The 17,209-nt window shown below is 45.6% G+C and carries 21 protein-coding genes and 1 pseudogene; 14 read left to right on the forward strand and 8 right to left on the reverse strand.

What is annotated here, in order from left to right; all coding sequences use genetic code 11:
* Nucleotides 1–271: 271 nt before the first annotated feature.
* On the reverse strand, nucleotides 272–1,237 hold the full coding sequence (locus PSV17_RS07510; RefSeq protein ID WP_300481159.1) for a DNA-binding protein: 966 nt from the start codon (nucleotides 1,235–1,237) through the stop codon (nucleotides 272–274).
* A gap of 142 nt (nucleotides 1,238–1,379) precedes the next feature.
* Here PSV17_RS07510 and PSV17_RS07515 point away from each other — a divergent pair, with 142 nt between their 5' ends.
* Complete coding sequence (locus PSV17_RS07515; protein WP_300481161.1) at nucleotides 1,380–2,570, forward strand: tyrosine-type recombinase/integrase; 1,191 nt, start codon at nucleotides 1,380–1,382, stop codon at nucleotides 2,568–2,570.
* 446 nt (nucleotides 2,571–3,016) lie between these two features.
* On the opposite strand, the gene PSV17_RS07520 is transcribed toward PSV17_RS07515, so the two are convergent.
* Complete coding sequence (locus PSV17_RS07520) at nucleotides 3,017–3,544, reverse strand: DUF2380 domain-containing protein (RefSeq protein WP_300481163.1); 528 nt, start codon at nucleotides 3,542–3,544, stop codon at nucleotides 3,017–3,019.
* A 268-nt stretch (nucleotides 3,545–3,812) separates the two neighbouring features.
* On the opposite strand from PSV17_RS07520, the pseudogene PSV17_RS07525 reads away from it, so the two are divergent.
* Nucleotides 3,813–4,070: pseudogene (locus PSV17_RS07525) on the forward strand (Tn3 family transposase); the annotation flags it as partial.
* 54 nt (nucleotides 4,071–4,124) lie between these two features.
* Here the strand turns inward: PSV17_RS07525 and PSV17_RS07530 are convergent.
* Entirely contained in the window at nucleotides 4,125–5,048 is a 924-nt protein-coding gene (locus tag PSV17_RS07530) for an AraC family transcriptional regulator (RefSeq protein ID WP_300481166.1), read from the reverse strand.
* Between the two features lie 156 nt (nucleotides 5,049–5,204).
* Here PSV17_RS07530 and PSV17_RS07535 point away from each other — a divergent pair, with 156 nt between their 5' ends.
* From PSV17_RS07535 to PSV17_RS07555, 5 genes are all read left to right on the forward strand, one after another.
* The gene (locus tag PSV17_RS07535; protein WP_300481168.1) at nucleotides 5,205–5,420 is read left to right on the forward strand and encodes a 4-oxalocrotonate tautomerase family protein; all 216 of its coding nucleotides are present in this window, start codon (nucleotides 5,205–5,207) and stop codon (nucleotides 5,418–5,420) included.
* Nucleotides 5,421–5,480: 60 nt separating this feature from the next.
* A complete protein-coding gene (locus PSV17_RS07540) occupies nucleotides 5,481–6,092 on the forward strand; it encodes a carboxymuconolactone decarboxylase family protein (protein ID WP_300481170.1) in 612 nt (203 codons plus the stop codon).
* Between the two features lie 80 nt (nucleotides 6,093–6,172).
* Complete coding sequence (locus tag PSV17_RS07545) at nucleotides 6,173–6,307, forward strand: hypothetical protein (protein ID WP_300481171.1); 135 nt, start codon at nucleotides 6,173–6,175, stop codon at nucleotides 6,305–6,307.
* A 24-nt stretch (nucleotides 6,308–6,331) separates the two neighbouring features.
* Complete coding sequence (locus tag PSV17_RS07550) at nucleotides 6,332–6,736, forward strand: SRPBCC family protein (RefSeq protein WP_300481172.1); 405 nt, start codon at nucleotides 6,332–6,334, stop codon at nucleotides 6,734–6,736.
* Between the two features lie 38 nt (nucleotides 6,737–6,774).
* Nucleotides 6,775–7,632 carry a DMT family transporter gene (locus PSV17_RS07555; RefSeq protein WP_300481175.1) on the forward strand — a complete coding sequence of 286 codons (858 nt, stop codon included), beginning with the start codon at nucleotides 6,775–6,777 and terminating at the stop codon, nucleotides 7,630–7,632.
* A gap of 15 nt (nucleotides 7,633–7,647) precedes the next feature.
* Here PSV17_RS07555 and merR read toward each other — a convergent pair whose 3' ends face one another.
* The gene (gene merR, locus PSV17_RS07560; protein WP_300481533.1) at nucleotides 7,648–8,055 is read right to left on the reverse strand and encodes an Hg(II)-responsive transcriptional regulator; all 408 of its coding nucleotides are present in this window, start codon (nucleotides 8,053–8,055) and stop codon (nucleotides 7,648–7,650) included.
* An 83-nt stretch (nucleotides 8,056–8,138) separates the two neighbouring features.
* Between merR and merT the strand changes: the two genes are divergently transcribed.
* The 3 genes from merT to merA are packed head-to-tail and all read left to right on the forward strand — an operon-like array spanning nucleotide 8,139 to nucleotide 10,263.
* Complete coding sequence (gene merT / locus PSV17_RS07565; RefSeq protein ID WP_300481177.1) at nucleotides 8,139–8,489, forward strand: mercuric ion transporter MerT; 351 nt, start codon at nucleotides 8,139–8,141, stop codon at nucleotides 8,487–8,489.
* A gap of 13 nt (nucleotides 8,490–8,502) precedes the next feature.
* The gene (gene merP / locus PSV17_RS07570) at nucleotides 8,503–8,802 is read left to right on the forward strand and encodes a mercury resistance system periplasmic binding protein MerP (protein ID WP_300481180.1); all 300 of its coding nucleotides are present in this window, start codon (nucleotides 8,503–8,505) and stop codon (nucleotides 8,800–8,802) included.
* 42 nt (nucleotides 8,803–8,844) lie between these two features.
* Complete coding sequence (merA, locus tag PSV17_RS07575) at nucleotides 8,845–10,263, forward strand: mercury(II) reductase (RefSeq protein WP_300481183.1); 1,419 nt, start codon at nucleotides 8,845–8,847, stop codon at nucleotides 10,261–10,263.
* A 53-nt stretch (nucleotides 10,264–10,316) separates the two neighbouring features.
* Here merA and PSV17_RS07580 read toward each other — a convergent pair whose 3' ends face one another.
* Both PSV17_RS07580 and PSV17_RS07585 read right to left on the reverse strand, forming a co-directional pair.
* The gene (locus PSV17_RS07580; RefSeq protein WP_300481184.1) at nucleotides 10,317–11,663 is read right to left on the reverse strand and encodes a TIGR04283 family arsenosugar biosynthesis glycosyltransferase; all 1,347 of its coding nucleotides are present in this window, start codon (nucleotides 11,661–11,663) and stop codon (nucleotides 10,317–10,319) included.
* 41 nt (nucleotides 11,664–11,704) lie between these two features.
* Nucleotides 11,705–12,730, reverse strand: coding sequence for a DUF3179 domain-containing protein (locus tag PSV17_RS07585; RefSeq protein WP_300481187.1), 1,026 nt, complete (start codon nucleotides 12,728–12,730; stop codon nucleotides 11,705–11,707).
* A gap of 120 nt (nucleotides 12,731–12,850) precedes the next feature.
* Between PSV17_RS07585 and glk the strand changes: the two genes are divergently transcribed.
* Genes glk through PSV17_RS07605 form a run of 4 tightly spaced genes read left to right on the forward strand, consistent with a single transcriptional unit; the run spans nucleotide 12,851 to nucleotide 15,994 of the window.
* Nucleotides 12,851–13,831, forward strand: coding sequence for a glucokinase (gene glk, locus PSV17_RS07590; protein WP_300481189.1), 981 nt, complete (start codon nucleotides 12,851–12,853; stop codon nucleotides 13,829–13,831).
* Nucleotides 13,832–13,860: 29 nt separating this feature from the next.
* Nucleotides 13,861–14,709, forward strand: coding sequence for an HD-GYP domain-containing protein (locus tag PSV17_RS07595; protein ID WP_300481191.1), 849 nt, complete (start codon nucleotides 13,861–13,863; stop codon nucleotides 14,707–14,709).
* Between the two features lie 21 nt (nucleotides 14,710–14,730).
* Nucleotides 14,731–15,171 (forward strand): hypothetical protein, encoded by a 441-nt coding sequence (locus PSV17_RS07600; protein ID WP_300481193.1) that lies wholly within the window; start codon nucleotides 14,731–14,733, stop codon nucleotides 15,169–15,171.
* Between the two features lie 25 nt (nucleotides 15,172–15,196).
* Nucleotides 15,197–15,994, forward strand: a complete 798-nt coding sequence (locus PSV17_RS07605) for a sterol desaturase family protein (protein WP_300481196.1) — start codon at nucleotides 15,197–15,199, stop codon at nucleotides 15,992–15,994.
* An 18-nt stretch (nucleotides 15,995–16,012) separates the two neighbouring features.
* On the opposite strand, the gene PSV17_RS07610 is transcribed toward PSV17_RS07605, so the two are convergent.
* Complete coding sequence (locus PSV17_RS07610) at nucleotides 16,013–16,681, reverse strand: haloacid dehalogenase type II (RefSeq protein ID WP_300481197.1); 669 nt, start codon at nucleotides 16,679–16,681, stop codon at nucleotides 16,013–16,015.
* A 48-nt stretch (nucleotides 16,682–16,729) separates the two neighbouring features.
* A complete protein-coding gene (locus PSV17_RS07615; RefSeq protein WP_300481200.1) occupies nucleotides 16,730–17,194 on the reverse strand; it encodes a hypothetical protein in 465 nt (154 codons plus the stop codon).
* Nucleotides 17,195–17,209 lie beyond the last annotated feature (15 nt).

Genomic DNA, 17,209 nt, shown 5'->3' on the forward strand with positions numbered 1-17,209 from the left:
ACCCTTGAATTAATGCACTCAAACTGCATTTACACAGAATTATTTACAGGCTCAATTTAAAATTAGTCGCCTATTCTTTTTTACTTCCAGTGCTTGCTTTAGAATTAAGAATCGTAACTAAAAGTTTTCTATGGACGCTATTCAGTTGTCTTTCTAGTATTGCTAACTTTCCATTAGAGAAGTCCGTGGAACTAAATTAAGGTTAATTATTCACAAAAACTTGTATATTAGTCTAATTGCATTTATGTTGTAAGAACTCTTGTCTCTATCTTTATTTTGTTAGACGTTCGTTCGTTAAAGTCTCGCTCTTAATATGTCCGGATGTTTTATTCATACGTGGTGTAACTACCAGTTTTTTTCGAGTATTCATTAGCTGCTTCTCCACTTCTACCAATTTACCTTTAGTAAGACCATTTGTTTCACGCAAATCATTGATGGTGTTTTGAATTTTAGCTAACTCCTTTTTGTGAGCATGCTCTAAACTAAAATTGGATTTACGTGAATTCTGAAGTTCCTTTTCTAACTTTTTAATTAACTGTCTTGTCTGATCTATTTCTATTAATGATCTGCGTTCCAGGGATTCGTACCTGAATTCAGTTTTTTGTAGAGATGCGTTAATTACAGCTAAATCTTTACTAAAAGAAGATTTCAAGACTTCAATTTGCTTACGATAATCATTTTTCTCATTTTTAAGCGATTTAAGCGCTTTTTCTTTACTGGCTAAGGTATCAGTATTAGACCGTAATAAATAATCGGTCTCAGAGAGACGATTTAGGGCAATTTCTAAGCTAACTTTCGTTTCACTTAATTGATACTTTATATTTTCTAAGTTTTTTCTAGATATTTCAGCTTCTAACTTAAATTTCAATATCTCAGCTGTGGCGTTATTAATTAACTCTGAAAATCCATCCTGGGCAGCTTTTTGGGCATCAACCCATAACCTAGCTACAAACTCACCAGCCGCTAATCCTATATTTTCAGGTATGTCTGTACGATCGATTCGTACTCGGCTTTTATCTCGTAATTCCCTCCAGAATTTATTGAGTGCCTCTGCTGGAGCTGACATGCTCCCTTTGCGTACATACTGATATAACTTGTTTGCCGTTGGCGTTACACCATACCTGAAGAACAACAATACGCATGCTTCTCTGTAAATATCTTGAGTATCAGAAAACTGGGCTTTCAGTTCATTTATTTGCGCTTGCAACTGTTGCTCATTGATAAATTCGTTACTCATGATGAAGTCTCAATAATTTATTAACTAATACTACAACGTATTATGTTGTAAATACAATTATTTATGATTAACTTTTGACATTATTACTCTAATGTCAAATAATATCCGAATATTCATTTTTAAAAGTATTGAGACCTTAAAATTGCAAAACTACAGCAAATTAAGTGTGTTGCCCACGATTGCCACCATTGAAAATGTGCAACTTTCACCTGCATTGGATGGTAGCAACGGAATCAACCGTTCGATCGGTAATCGCCCTCAAATAACCGCTAATACAGACATTGATGCTATCCGGGTTTGGCTAGCTAGATATAGTGATACCAAAACTACCTTCGATAGCTACCGCAAAGAGGCAGAACGGCTACTGCTGTGGTCAGTGGCTGAATTAGGCAAGCCATTATCCTCATTAACGCATGAAGACTTTTTAGTCTATCAACGCTTTCTGGTAGATCCCCAGCCTGCAGAAAGATGGATCATGACACAACGTAAGGTATCACGTGATAACCCTATATGGCGCCCATTTGCAGGCCCCCTCTTCCCTACCAGCCAACGCCAGGCCATCGTGATACTCAATGGTATGTTTTCTTGGCTTGTGAATGCAGGATACTTAGCTGGGAACCCACTTTCCCTATCAAGAAACCGGCAAAGAAAAGCCAAGCCTCGTATTACACGTTTTCTAGATGAAGATCTGTGGAATGAAGTAAAACTTACCATTGAAAGTATGCCTAGAGAAACGAATCGTGAGCGTGAACATTACTACCGCATACGCTGGCTATTTTCTTTGCTATACATTTCAGGCATTCGTGCTTCAGAAGTGACTCAAAACACTATGGGCGGTTTTTTTTGTAGAAAAGACAAAAGCAGTGAATCTAGATGGTGGTTAGAAATTACTGGTAAGGGTGATAAAACAAGAATCATCCCAGCCACTAATGAACTCATGCTTGAGCTTGGGCGTTATCGTAGAGAAATGGGATTAAGTTTGACTCCAATTGAAGGAGAACCAACGCCACTGTTATTACCTATAGGAGGTAAGCTACGTGGAATGACCAGAAGTGCAATCCATTTGATATTAAAGCAAGTGTTTAAAAATACAGCTAAACGTTTAATTGATCGTGGAGATGAATCGACAGCTCAAGTAGCAAGGCTTGAGGCTGCTTCAGCTCACTGGATGAGACATACTGCCGGTTCTAATATGACCTCGTCAAATATGGACATTAGACATGTGCGGGATAATTTAGGGCATGAGTCACTTACCACCACAAATAACTATTTGCACTCAGAGGATGATAAGAGGCACCAAGATACTGAAGAAAACCATCGATTGAAGTGGTAATCAGTAAAACGCTCTTAAAATTCATAATAAAGAAAAATAATACAACATTTAGTGATGCTACATCAGTATACTTACTATATATTGATTGACATCTCGTTGCAACACTAGGTTTTAGTTCGTTAGAAGATGGTGATTCAACGCATTATTCCTATGCAAGGCTTTACGCTTCAACAAAAAGCGTAAGCAACTCTGAAAGGTAAAGTTAAAATGCTTAATTTAAGCCAGCTATTTTATACAAGTACGGACGAGTGCTTGCTATCGAACTTGGAATTTCTCCCCAATCAAAAAACTACGATGAATGATGCAAAGTTGCTTATCAGACAAATTTTAAGAGAGGAGCTTCCTAGAATTTTAGCCGCGATTGCAGGCGAAAGCGCAGTAACAGTACCTCGCTTCTTTACTCAAGGTTCATGGGTTAGCTACAAATACCCACCTTGTACATTATTTTAGTACTTAGTCATTTCTCTTAACTGGTCGCTTACTTTTTTTGCAAGCATTGCTCCACTATGTGCTGTTGTATTTTTCTCTGTCCAAGAGCCTTCTAATTGAACATAAGTCGTAAACGCCTTCTGTTTCGTCTTAATATCAACCAATAAAAGTCTTGGATAAACGAATAAGTAGGTCGGCTTCATAGCCACACCAATAATAATATAATCTGCACCACTATCCTTTGCCATCTCTACTGCAACATCGGTATGGTCGAATAGGTAGGTAGCTGAATTTTTTGAAATCTCATCTTTAATCTTGTCATTTACGGGCACAATCTCCACACCATTATCGGAAAGCTTTTGTTTAAATATTGTTGATAGGTAGGCAACTCTAGCTATTTCTTCTGGGGCATTTGGTAAATCAGTAAGGTCTTGAAGTTGAAAATCCAAAACCATAATTTTGGCAGTTGGCTCAGCAACAGCCGAGGTGTTGACTAATAAAATCAACCCAATACTAAAAAACACTTTCAAAATTAAACTTTTCATAGAGATATCCCCTTAAATTTTTAATCACTATCGATTACTGTATACCGAACTGTATATGAGTAGCAATAGCAATTTTAAATTTCCGCCCATTAATCAATAAAAAAGCACACTATTCTAAGTCATGTAGCTTGATTACTCCTGATGCTATAGGGCTCCTATCGCATGGAGTTAACTTTCAGATTTATGCGCAGAGAACCACTGATGATACGGTCAAGAATGGTATCCGCTACAGTGGTGGTGTTATTACTTAAATAGTTACACTGGTCATAGTTATGAACAACAGCGTTACCGTACCAGCGGGTTAGCGCTTGTAATGGCAGCTATTATTTTATGGAATACAGTTTATTTAGAGAGAGCCACCTAAGCTTTGGAGAAGGGCAACGTGAATTCAGATGAAGATTGGCATCAATATCTTTCACCACTAGGCTGGTGGCATATAAATCTAACAGGAGATTACATTTTGGAACAAAGAAAAATCATACAACAGGGTAAATTCAGGCCGTTGAGAACACTTCAAAATCCTTAACATGGTTTATATTCCGATTCGTGCGTCGACCCCAGATAACAAAATTCCTTCTGGTTATAATAATTTTTTGCGCCGAAACGCTCCAGGGCTTAATCCGGATGATTTTTTAAAAGCTTTGCTAAAGGCCGCTTCTGATTTATAACCCGTTAACTCTGCGATTACTGTCATATTTGTGGCATATGAACAAAGCATCTCTTTTGCTTTACTCATACGCCAAGAGGTTAGATACTGAATAGGCGTTCGCCCAGCCAGTTCATGAAATCGCACTGCAAAAGCAGAACGTGACATACCTGCAACTTTTGCCAGTTTGTCTACAGTCCAACTCTGCTCAGGGTGTTGATGCATTGCATTTATAGCTAAACCGATTTTGGAATCGGCAATAGCTCCTAGTATGCCCGTTTGAGTTGCTGATTGTGTTGTGTAAGCGCGCATAATCTGAATAAACAGCACTTCGACCAGTCGATTAACGACAGCCTCATTACCAGGACGCTCGCTTCTGGTTTCGTAACCAATGAAGTTAATGGTGGATTGCAGCCATGAAAATTCCGTGACATCCGTACCATGGATATGAATATATGCTGGCAGCGCATCCAACAGCGGATGTTGGGTATGTTCATCAAACTGAAAGTAACCACAGAGAATTGTCGCTGGCATACCGCCTTTACCAAAAGTAACAGGTCCATAGTGTTCTATTTTTTTGCTACCAACAATCTCTTGTGCAGTCGATGGAATGGTACCAGGTGAATCTAAAAGTTCGTGTGCATGCCCATGTGGAAAAACCAGCAAATCTCCACCTTGCAGATGAATAGGTTCTGCTTCTCCAGCCATTTTAAGCCAGCAATTACCTCGAACAATCACATGAAACTCGGCAACAGGCGTCTGGCCAATATCCATTCCCCAAGGGGCGGAAAACTCACAGCGAAAAAATACACCGCCACGCATTCTCATAGAGTTCAATATGTCAGTTAGTGCATCCATAATTTTAAATTAAAAACGATTAAACATAAATATTGCACTATTTATCATTTTATATCCATATATATCTCTATATCATTCAACTTACACCTAACTGCTGCACTTATAATTTTTAGCAATGGTCAGATGAACTACCAAAACCACATAAGGAGTAAATAAATGCCACTAGTACAAATAAAAGGGGTTTCTGGATTTCTGAATATCGAACAGAAGCAGGAACTCATCCGCCGCGTCACCGATGCGGTCGTCTCGGTGGAAGGCGAAGGCCTGCGACCCGTAACATGGGTCATCATTGAAGATATACCATCTGGCGCCTGGGGTGTGGCTGGACAACCAGTCACCACCGAAGCTTTGCAGAAAATGGCAACTGCTTAATCCTGAGACGCTGCACAACCAGATTACGTCAAAACCAGCTAAATTTATAAAGGAAAAATCATGTCATCCAATTACAAACTCACACTTACATCACGTAGCATCAATGATGCAGAGCCTCGCGCCAAAACGGGTCTGGAAGGCGCACAAAAGTCCTTGGGCTTCATCCCGAACATGTACGCATACATGGCCAATTCTCCAATCCTGCTGGACAGCTACCTCTACACCTATGCGTTGTTTCGTCAGGAATCCAGCTTTTCACCAGTAGAACAAGAAGTGGTATTTCTAACCATCAGTCGCGAGAATGGTTGCCATTACTGCGTTGCAGCGCACAGCTTTGTTGGCGATGCGATGACCAAGGTGCCAGCTGAAGTAACCAATGCCATCCGTGATGGAAGCACGATACCTGATACCAAATTGCAAGCTCTGAGCGAATTTACCAAAACACTGCTCAACTCGCGCGGCCACCCTTGCCAAGGCTCAGTCGCCGCATTCTTAAGCGCGGGCTACAGCGAAGTACACATTCTGAATATTGTACAGGCCATCAGCGTGAAGGTTCTAAGCAACTATGCAAACCACCTGTTTGACACACCTTTGGATGAAATTTTCAAGGGGCGCGCATGGCAACCAGCCTGCGAAAAATCTGCCTGCGCAACCAAAGAGTGCACTGCGTAGCTTAAACGACTAAGCACGCCACTTTCCATTTCATCAACGGAAAGTGGCGTTTTATAACAACATTTTCTAGGGAGTATTTTATGACTGATTCGACAGAATTCAGCATCACAAAATATACGCAGTCACCGTTACGCCTGGAATTAAAGAAACATTTCAGCGTGACACCGCAAGTGCTATTCGACACGATCTCTGACCATCACGCAGTAGCCAACTAGGTGCCGCTCATGAAGGCTGTGTCCATGGAACACCACAATAATAGCGGCGGGGAATGCGGGGTCGGTTCTGTTCGGCATTGCGCTTTGCACGGGATGGGTGGTTTGGACGAAACCATTGTTTGGTGGAACCCGCCCCATGGCTATGCCTTCAAAGTAGATGTCAAATCGAAAATAATGATGCCCACTAAAGATCACTTTTCCGTAATGCTGATTGAACCACATGTAAACGGCGGAAGCACATTGACATGGCGGCATTACTTCAACTGGCGCAGCTTTTTCATGCGTCATGTCACAGCAGTTATGCTCCCTATGATGATGAGAAAAGCCATCGACAACATCCGCAAGGAACTGGGCGAAAAGTATATGAATAAATGTCATACTGGTGCTGGCTGCAACGCAATGACTCATCAAAATACCTGCTGTAAGTAATTCGTCCTTCAAACGACTAATTCCTATATATGATGACGATGCACAATTTACGAATCGGTCTGTTCACTTCACTTGCCATGATGGCTTTTGCAGGCAACTCCCTGCTTTGCCGATGGGCACTAAAAGAAACAGGGATAAATGCTGCCAGTTTTACTTTAATTCGTATTATTTCTGGTGCACTTATGCTATTGATAATACTCAGGCTACGTAAAGACAATCATTTGGCGAGCCGTGCAGCTGCTGGCAGTTGGCCTTCTGCATTAGCTTTGTTTACTTATATGGCAGCATTTTCCTACGCTTATGTGAGTCTGCCAACTGGTACTGGCGCGCTGTTGCTTTTTGGATCCGTACAACTCACCATGGTTCTTTCTGGTTTGTGGCAAGGCGAGCGTTTACACATGCGACAAAATATAGGACTAATCATTGCAACAGTTGGCTTGGTCTGGCTACTGTTTCCTAGCATTGCAGCACCGCACCTTGTTGAATCATTGCTCATGCTGACCGCTGGTGTAGCTTGGGCCATTTACTCACTGCGCGGCAAGGGGGCATCAGATCCTGTCAGCATTACTGCGGGTAATTTCATGCTTGCTACTATGTTTTCAGTAGTGCTTAGCTTTATCTTTACTTCAAACGCAAAAGTAGATACAACAGGGTTCGCGCTCGCAGTGCTATCTGGGGCAGTCACTTCTGGAGTAGGCTATGCAATATGGTATTCAGCCTTGCAAGGCTTAAAAACCACAACTGCGGCAATTGTTCAGCTAAGCGTTCCAGTCATTGCCGCTATTGGTGGCGTGATGCTTTTGAACGAGATAGTCACGCCAAGGCTGGTGATAGCTTCAGTTGCCACGCTAGGCGGCATTGCGCTGGTGCTTATTGAACGACGTAAGACAATCTGAAAACCTGGAAGGCGTTCAATTGCTCTGCAACGCATTGATTAATGGACACGCAACCTTGCCATTGGTTGCGTGGCAGGCGCACACAAGCTCAGCCAGCGCGGTCTCCATGCGCATCAAATCGGCCAGCTTCTCACGCACATCCTTAAGCTTATGCTCAGCCAAATGGCTGGCTTCTTCGCAGTGCGTGCCGTCCTCCAGCCGCAGTAAATCGGCGATCTCATCCAGACTAAAACCTAGGCGTTGCGCTGACTTCACAAACAGCACTCTTGCCACGTCTGACCCGTCATAACGGCGAATACCACCGTAAGGCTTTTCTGGCTCCAGCAACAAGCCCTTGCCCTGATAAAAACGGATGGTTTCCACGTTGACTCCAGCCGCCTTGGCAAAGGTGCCAATGGTCAGATTTTCCAGATTGCTTTTCAAATTATTTTCCATATGGCTTGACTCCGTATATAACTACGGAGATAAGCTTACGCTATTGATTATGGATTTGAAAGGAGAAACACATGTCAGAATCACAAAATGGGCGCGGCGCCCTCTTCACTGGCGGGCTGGCCGCCATCCTAGCTTCCACCTGCTGCCTGGGTCCGTTAATACTGGTGGCTCTTGGATTCAGCGGAGCCTGGATTGGCAATCTGACGGTGCTGGAACCATATCGGCCGATCTTTATCGGCGTGGCGCTGGTGGCGATGTTTCTCGCTTGGCGCCGCATCTTCCGGCCAGTGCAAGCTTGCAAGCCGGGTGAAGTTTGCGCTATTCCACAGGTACGCACCACTTACAAATTCATCTTCTGGGTGGTGGCTACACTGGTGCTGGTCGCGCTCGGATTTCCCTATGTTCTTCCCTTGTTTTACTAATCAGGAGTTCACTATGAATACACTAGTTTCGGCGCAAGCCAAAAAACTATTTGCCGCACTCGCACTTGCCGCCGTCATCACGCCAGCGTGGGCCGCAATGCAAACCGTCACGTTATCCGTGCCGGGCATGACTTGTGCCGCCTGCCCAATCACCGTCAAGAAAGCACTCTCCAAGGTTGGTGGCGTGAGCAAGACTGGAGTGAGTTTCGAAAAACGCCAAGCCACCATCACCTTCGATGACGCCAAGACCAGCGTCCAGAGTCTGATAAAGGCGACTGAGGATGCAGGCTATCTATCAACTGCCAAGGAGTAAACAATGGTTAGATTTTACCATCCTAGAGACACAGAATCTCCATTGAGTGAAGCACATATAGGAGAGTTGCTGCATATCGCCATCATCGGCAGTGGTGGTGCAGCGATGGCGGCGGCGCTGAAAAGCGTGGAGTTGGGTGCTAAAGTCACTCTGATTGAGTGCGGCACCATCGGCGGCACCTGCGTCAATATCGGCTGCGTGCCATCCAAGATCATGATCCGCGCCGCCCATATCACCCATCTGCGTCGGGAGAGCCCGTTCGATGCTGGCATCAGCGCCAGTGCGCCGAGGGTTGACAGGCATGCCCTCCTAGCCCAGCAGCAGGCCCGTGTTGACGAACTGCGACACGCCAAGTATGAAGGTATTCTGGATGGCAATCCGGCCATTACCGTGCTACACGGCGCGGCACGGTTCAAGGACGACCAGCGCCTTGTTGTGCAACTAAACGAAGGTGGTGAACGCGAAGTGGCTTTTGACCGCTGTCTGATTGCCACTGGCGCCAGTCCGGCCGTGCCGCCAATTCCATGCCTCAAAGAGACACCGTACTGGACTTCGACCGACGCGCTGGTGAGTGAAACGATTCCGCCTCGGCTCGCAGTCATAGGTTCATCGGTGGTGGCGCTGGAGCTGGCACAAGCCTTCGCCCGACTGGGCAGCAAGGTGACGATTCTGGCGCGCAGCACCTTGTTTTTTCGCGAAGACCCAGCGATTGGTGAGGTCGTCACGGTCGCGTTCCGCGCCGAGGGCATCGAGGTGCTGGAACATACCCAGGCCATCAACATCGCTTATACGAACGATGAATTCGTGCTCACCACGGGGCATGGAGAGGTGCGCGCCGACAAACTGCTGGTGGCCACCGGCCGTGCGCCCAATACGCGCAGCCTGGCACTGGAAACGGCGGGCGTTGCGGTCAATGCGCAGAGCGCCATTGTCCTCGACAAGGCCATGCGCACGAGCAGCCCGCATATCTACGCCGCTGGCGACTGTACCGATCAGCCACAGTTTGTCTATGTAGCGGCCGCTGCTGGCACGCGTGCTGCCATCAACATGACCGGCGGCGATGCAGCGCTTGATCTGACTGCCATGCCAGCGGTAGTATTTACCGACCCACAAGTGGCTACCGTCGGTCTATCCGAAGCCGAAGCACGCCTGCAAGGGTTGGAAACCGACAGCCGCACGCTCACGCTAGACAACGTGCCGCGCGCACTCGCCAATTTCGATACACGTGGCTTCATCAAGATTGTGGCAGAAGCTGGTAGCGGGCGGCTACTGGGTGTGCAAGCGGTGGCGCCCGAGGCGGGAGAGTTGATTCAAACAGCGGCTATCGCCATCCGCGCCAGCATGACAGTACACGACCTCGCCGACCAACTGTTCCCCTACCTGACCATGGTTGAGGGGTTAAAGCTCTGCGCGCAGACTTTTACCAAGGATGTGGGGCAATTGTCCTGTTGTGCGGGTTAAGCCTATACGAAACACTCCCGCCAGGCGAACTGCAAATCAATTTCAATGCAAGTTTAACTCTTGGACTTTTTCGGATAATACTGATCAGCTAATTGCTGTGGAGATGTGCCAAAAAAATAAGCCAACCGTAACTGCCACATCAATAAAATGGTGCGGATGATGCCGTTTTGTTCCCAACGGCGGCTAGACGTGATTACTGGTAACACAATACACAGCGGTCTGCCGAAGGTGTTTTTCAAGGCGCGGCTTAGTGCAATATCTTCCATCAAGGGAATGTCGGCGAATCCCTCAACAGAAAAAAATGCCTCCCGGCGAACAAATATAGCCTGATCGCCAGTAGCAATGCCTGTAAGACGTGAACGCAGATTCATCATTATTTCAACTACGCGTAACAATGCCTGGCGACCAGATAATCGCACATTGAAACGCCCCCATGATTTTTTGCTGCGTGCCAAGCCACCACTGATAAGATACGTCGCCACATCGGGTAATTGCGTGTCAGCGTGCAGAAACAATAGAACATCTCCACTTGCCAACCGTGCGCCGGCATTCATCTGCCGGCTACGGCCACGTTCAGAGAGAATAATATGATCTGCCAGCGGTTTGGCTAATACAGCAGTATCATCATCGCTTCCCCCATCTACCACTATAATCTCATGCCCCGCAGCGCGTAGTGGCTGAAGCATGGCCAGACTGGCCTCAATATGCCCTGCTTCGTTTAAAGTTGGAATAATAATAGACAAACGTGTGGCGGAAGTCTCTGCCATGATTTCTGGAGACGCTAATAGCGCGGCGCCATGACGGCTGCGCACAATCCATTTAACCAACAAGAACAGCAGCAGCAAGCTACCTGCAACATAAAGTAAAACGACTTTGGAGTTTTCCAGCACACCAATAATAGACATGACCTTTTGTGCGAACATGGTACCAATACCAACACCCAAAGCAGCCCAGAGCAAAGCACCAATGCCATCATAAAGCACAAACTGACGGTAGGTTACGCCCGACATGCCCGCCATAGGTGCGGCAAAAGTTCTGTATCCCGGGATAAACCTTGCATAGATGAGTGATTTTGGGCCAAAGCGTGTCAGATGATGCTCGGTTTTTGCCAGACACGCAGCAGAGCCAAAACTCATTTTGCAATAAAACTGGATGATGTTTCTGGAACCTTTACGCCCGGCAAAATACCAGGCGCTATCACTGATGAGAGCACCAACTGCAGCAACCATAGCTGCTGGTACAAACGCAAATTGATCATTAGCCACCAAGCTGCCCGTTAACAGGAGTATCAATTCGCCAGGTACAGGAAAACCTGCATTATCCAGCATGACCCCAACAAAAATAGCAAGATAGCCATACTGTATGAATAGATTAAAAATCTGGTTTGCAATCGACTCCAAGGTTTATCCCCTACTAGTGTCGGCATTATTTGCCGTCATTGTTATTTTGACCGATAAATGGCGGTATCGGGGTGAAAACCAAACCAGGCAAACCAGAAAACCGTAGTTGATGATAGTGGCTTACCTGATGTGTCAAATACAGTGCCGGTTCGATGCTCAGCGTTATAACGGATTACAATGGATTTTCCTGCAACACTATCTCTTATCTCGTTATCTTTATTAGTCACTTGCTTGGCAAGTTCCGCAAAAGGATATGCCTTGAATTTTCCGTCAATTTGCAATCCAATCACTAACTCTTTAGGATGAAAACCCTGCGAACGAAACTTTACCGGGAACATGATATGTTCACTGGTTAAATAGTCATCGTAAGGGTTGGTTTTATAATCACGCCGGAAGCCAGTATCTTGCGATAACACCAATGTATTAGGATAGCGCTGCTTCCAGTCTGCCCACGTCGTATAATCTAGCGGCACTTGCGTTAGACGCTGTCCTTTCAATTTGCCACTGATTGCAGTCCGCATGAGTTGCGACCAGAGTGAATTGGTCTGACGATCATAAAGCAGAACGTCACTGTTATAGAGTAGCCCAGAAACGCCAAAAAGCAGATTCATATTGTTCTTATCAGTCAAAAACGCCATGCCGCTGCCGCACAACGGGCAAAAAGTCACTACCAAAGGCTCGTCACCAAAACGATCATTCACAATTTCATGAAAATTAAGAATGGCTATCGGATAAGCTTTGACAACGCCATTGCGGGATATACCTAACACGCGATCAGTCGGTTTAATATAATCAGCTTTTGATACAGATAGAAACTTTGGGCGATCTATGGACGGAATGCCATCGCGCGGCGGACCGCCTGAAAGTATTTCATCTTCAGGCACCAGACTGCCAGCCAAATCAAAATCATTTTTTATCGGTGCGGCACTTGCAAGTCCGATGAGTATGACTAAAAGTATTCCTATACGGAGTAAGCTATTGATTACTTCACGCAAGTAATGCTGCGCTCTCCACAACCAATTTCTAGTGGCGGCAGTATCTGCTTTAGATGTAAGTTTAGCCTTCATTTTTGTTAGTCGATTATTTAGCTAATTTATTACATGTCAAAAAAACACTCTGTAATAAAAATAACGTTTGCTCGACTAATTCAATATCACGTATAAAAAATACGTGGGGAGCCACTCAAAGTGAATGAATATATGCTTGCCGGTGACGTTGGTGGCACCAAAACCAATATCGCATTTTATACAGTGACAGGTGATTTTTCACCCATTGCAGAACACACCTATTTAAATAAGGAATTCTCAAGCTTGGAGCAAATCATCCGCCAGTTTTATGAAGATACAGGATTCACGGCAAACACGGCATGCTTTGGCATAGCAGGTGCGATACACGATGGACGCTGCGACATGCCTAATTTAGGTTGGCATATTGATAGCAATGCGCTGGCCACATCTCTTGGTTTTAGTGAAGTGCATCTGCTCAATGACCTGGAGGCTACGGCCTACGGCATTGCCACACTTGCACCTAATCAGTTGGCAACCATCAATGAGGGAACGCCAGTCAGAAATGGGAACATGGCTTTAATCGCGGCAGGTACTGGCTTGGGTGAAGCAATATTGCTCCACACCAATAACGATTATCATGTTTCGGCCTCAGAAGGCGGCCATGCTGATTTTGCGCCGCACAATGAAGAGGAAATTACCTTGCTGCGCCACCTTACCGCACGTTACGGCCATGTAAGCTGGGAGCGTGTTGTATCTGGTCCCGGGCTAAAAAATATTTATGATTTTCTTAAAACAAGCCAACGCGCGGCAGAGCCTGCGTGGCTTGCTGAGTTGTTGGCGCAGGAAGGTGATGCAAGCGCGATCATCGCTCATAGCGCGCTTGAAAATGAAGCCGAAATCAGCACACGAGCACTTGATATTTTCATGTCAGCGTATGGCGCTGAAGCTGGTAATCTTGCATTAAAATCTTTATCTACTGGAGGCTTATACATTGGTGGAGGTATCGCACCAAAAATTTTGCATAAATTTTATGAAGAAGCCTTTGTTACTTCTTTTTTAAACAAAGGCCGTTTTTCCACACTACTAGCTGAAATGCCACTTAAGGTTATACTAGAACCCAAAACTGCCTTGCGTGGCGCAGTGGCGTTTTTGAGAAAATAAATTGACTTAATTACTCAAGAAAGAAAGTCATGAACCACGTTGAACATTTATTGAAAAGCCTTTATATCATGGCCTCCATGGTCGAAGCACGCGACCCTTATACTGGCGGCCACCTCTGGCGAGTATCACAATTTAGCCGTGTGCTTGCTGAAAACGGCGGGCTGCCAACATCAGAGATTGCACGCATTGCCCTAGGCGGTTTTCTACACGACTTAGGAAAAATCAGTGTACCCGACGCCATTCTGAATAAACCAGACAAACTTACCGATGAAGAATACAACATCATTAAAACACATCCCGATGTAGGTAGCCGCTTGCTGTCAGATCACCCATTGGCTGACCTCGCGCGCCCTGCTGTTCTCTCCCACCATGAAATGCCTAATGGGCGAGGTTATCCTCATGGATTATCCGGGGAACAAATCAGTCTGGACGCAAGCATCGTCGGTGTATGCGATGCTTTTGACGCAATGACGAGTACACGTCCTTATCGTAAGGGGATGCCTACTGATGTGGCGCTGGGTATCATCCAAACCAACTTGGGCAGTCAGTTCCACACTGAATGGGGCTCTAGCCTCGTCAGCCTAGGCGAATCAGGTCGCCTCGACCATATTATTGGGCATAGCGAATTTGGCATTCCGCTCCAGCAATGCCCGATGTGCGGCCCGACACTTGTCATCAATCGTCACCACCAGCACGGCGACCACATTTACTGCCGCTCATGTGGCGGCGAGGCTGAAGTTAAACGTGAAGGCGCTCGCGTCTACAGCACACCTACTGCGCGTAAAGGTGTTTTCAAAAATCTAGAACCCGAAATAGATAATAGCCTGCTAGATGAGTTAGTGAAGACAAGTAGCGGCCACCTAGGCATCACTGCTTAAATCGCCATTAAAGGATAAGCCATGAACATCTTAAACAAAGATTCAACGCGTATTGCGCTTGCATTGCTATTACTTCGCCTTGGCGTATTTGTTGTAATGGTGATGTGGACGTTAGATAAATTCATACGGCCCGAGCATGCTGCAGCTGTTTTTGAACATTTCTATGGATTGGCAGGTTTTGGCATCACGGTAGTCTATGCACTGGCTATCGCTGAATCCATACTGCTGATTGGGTTTCTATTGGGTGTCGCGCCACGGCTAACCTATGGTGCCGTACTGGTGTTGCACGGAATTTCAACCTTATCTGCCTACCAGCAATATCTGCACCCGTTCAACAGCAATAACCTGTTGTTTTTTGCCGCTTGGCCCATGCTGGCGGCATGTTTTACCTTATACACACTACGCGACCTGGATATTTGGCGATTTTATTTATATAGCAAACTTGCTAAACCTACTGTGTAAATCACGCAAATAGAAACTGTACAACATGCCTATTACCCACGAAGTTGCTATTCGCTTGATTTCATTCTTTGGTATTTTTGCGCTCATGGCGCTGTGGGAAGTACTTGCGCCTAAACGTGTGCTTTCAGTATCAAAAACCCTGCGCTGGAGCAGCAACATCGCGCTCACCATACTCAACAGCGTCATTTTACGGCTGATGTTCCCTGCTGCCGCTACTGGCATGGCAATATACGCAACAGCACATGGCTGGGGACTGTTCAATTGGCTGCAAACACCTGCATGGCTGGCTATTACAGTTAGCGTCATTTTGCTAGATATGATCATTTACTGGCAACATGTGATGATGCACCACGTGCCATTGTTTTGGCGTTTGCACCGCGTGCATCATGTTGATCTCGATATTGACGTCACTACTGGCGCGCGTTTTCATCCCATCGAAATCCTAATTTCCATGGTCATAAAATTTGCTGCTATTGCGCTACTAGGTGCACCTGTACTGGCCGTGCTAATTTTCGAAGTGGTACTCAACGCCATGGCCATGTTCAACCATAGCAATGTTGCACTACCCTCTTTAATTGACCGGTTTTTACGAAAAATAGTCGTAACGCCAGACGTACACCGCGTGCATCACTCTGTAGAAGTGATTGAAACCAATAGCAATTACGGCTTCAATCTGGTTTGCTGGGATAAGCTATTTGGCACTTACCGCGAACAGCCCATGGCAGGTCATACAGGCATGACAATTGGCTTGCTAGAGTGGCGCAACCCAAGTATTTGCTGCCATTTAAAGGGGATGTTGAGCATCCCTTTCTTTAGAAAATGAAGCGTCCAATACAGACAGTTATTTCGTCAGAACGGTAATCAAATCAGTTAATGATCGCACCGTAATTGTTGGCTCTATTCCCCAAGCATCATAGATATTCTTATCAGACCGTCTAACCCAAGCCGCTTCTAGACCCGCATTACGTGCGCCTATAATATCCCATGCATTACCCGACACCAGCCAGAGAGGGGATGACTCAGCCCCCGTGGCATGCCTCGCATAAGCATATACGGCGGGATCAGGCTTAAAGCTCCGTACTTCATCAACACTCACGATGCCCTCAAAATAATCACGCAGCCCAGCGTTAGTGAGCACTGCATCAACTTGAGCTGCCGTTCCGTTGGAAAAGGCAAAGAGTCGAAATGTGTTGCGCAGTGTTTCCAGTGCTAGCAATGCATCATCAAATGGCGGCAGATGCTGATAAAGGCGCATCAGCTCCATTTGACGCTCCGCACTAATGTCAGCCAGGAAATGTAGACAGGTAACTTTGAGTGCGTCAGCTGTGCAAACAGAAAAGTCTGCATAACGTTGCATCAAACCACGACGAAAGCAATATTCAAGCTGCTTTTGGCGCCACATTTCTGAAAATTCCACAGCATCATTACCAACATCATGCAAGAGATGACTAGCCATATTTGATGGGTCAACAAGCGTGCCATATATATCAAAAGCTAAAGTAGTCTTCATGCTCGATCCTATAAAAAAGCTTAACTAAATAAACCTTATTAACCAGTTTTAACTAACCATCAATTTATAATCTGGTGTCGGATTAAGCGGGCATGAGTAAACGTACTCGCCTGCTTTCAAATATATTGCATAATCCTGTACTTTACCTTGTAGCAGACCACCGCCCGACACGCTAGGCAATAAAGCACGTTGCGCAAGCGTTGCACCGCGCAGCCAAAAGCCGAGTTCATAGGGCACGTTCTTGTTGGCAACACGGAATACGTATTTACCAGGCTTAAGCTTAAGCACTTTTGCCTCAGCCAGCCGGCCCTTACCTGTCTTTGCATTAATGGCGTTACAGTCTTCAGCCTTTATGGTGTGAAAACCGCGGTCAACACCGTTCTCGCTTTCCAGGAACTGGCAGCCAGTCTGCGTTAATGTAATAACGGTTGGCTCTGCGGCAAAGACAGGCTGTAAAACTGACATAAGCCCAACAAACATGATGTAATGAATGTGTTTTATAGAAAGCTGCATGGTGTTCTCCAAAAT

Source organism: Methylotenera sp., assembly GCF_029946165.1.
Taxonomy (GTDB): domain Bacteria; phylum Pseudomonadota; class Gammaproteobacteria; order Burkholderiales; family Methylophilaceae; genus Methylotenera.